The 766-nt window shown below is 65.9% G+C and carries 1 protein-coding gene; it reads right to left on the reverse strand.

The genetic code is table 11. The features are described from left to right. Positions 1-766 (reverse strand): IS5 family transposase (locus tag PKF00_RS44840; RefSeq protein WP_271223736.1); only part of this gene is annotated, 766 nt, incomplete at both ends.

Below are 766 nucleotides of genomic sequence, written 5' to 3' on the forward strand. Positions count from 1 at the left end.
ATCTGCCCGGACAGGGTGTGGCCATCATAGGGGTTGCCGGGCAACGCCTGCATGCCGACGATGAACTGGCCGCCGGCGGTGCGGGCGTTTGTCACCGCGATCGAGGTCTTTACCCCGAACTCGTAGCGGGTCCGCGCCTTGCCCTTGGCGATGCATTCCACCTCGGGCGCGTGCAGGGCATAAAGCTTGTCCGTGCTGCCAGCCTTCTGGGTGAGGATCTTCGCCACCCGCTCGCGGACGACGGCAAAGGCGGCCTCGAGTTCCTCATTTCCGGCGATCTTGCGGCCGATGTCGCGGTCGAGCCGGCCCAGCCAGGTGCGAAGTTTGCGCACCCAACGCAATGCCTGCTCGTGACCGCGCCCGTGGATCAGCCGGGAGACATCGCGCCGAGCCTGGCGGCCCACCCGCAGGAATGACTGGCGCAGCTTGATACCGTGCTTGCGGGCAATCCGGTTCAGCCACTCGATGCCGCGTAGCAGCAGGTGGCTGTCGGTGGGATGGGCAATCGCCTTGGTCTGTACAGTCGTGTCCACCGTCACCCGCTCGCAGGCCTGCGGCGGCATTGCCCTTGTTTCCATCGCCACGCGCAGCGTCTCGGCGAGCAGAAGTTCCAGCTTGTCGGCCCCGATCCGGTTCCGCCAGCGCGTCATCGATGAGCGATCCAGTGGCAGCTTGTGGCGGAAGTACTGCTCGCCGCAAAAGAACTGGTGGTACGGGTTCTCGACCCAGCGGGCGCAGACGGCTTCGTCCGACAGGCCCTCCATGT

The sequence above is a fragment of the Streptosporangium carneum genome, from assembly GCF_027922005.1.
GTDB classification, from domain to species: Bacteria; Actinomycetota; Actinomycetes; order Streptosporangiales; family Streptosporangiaceae; genus Streptosporangium; species Streptosporangium carneum.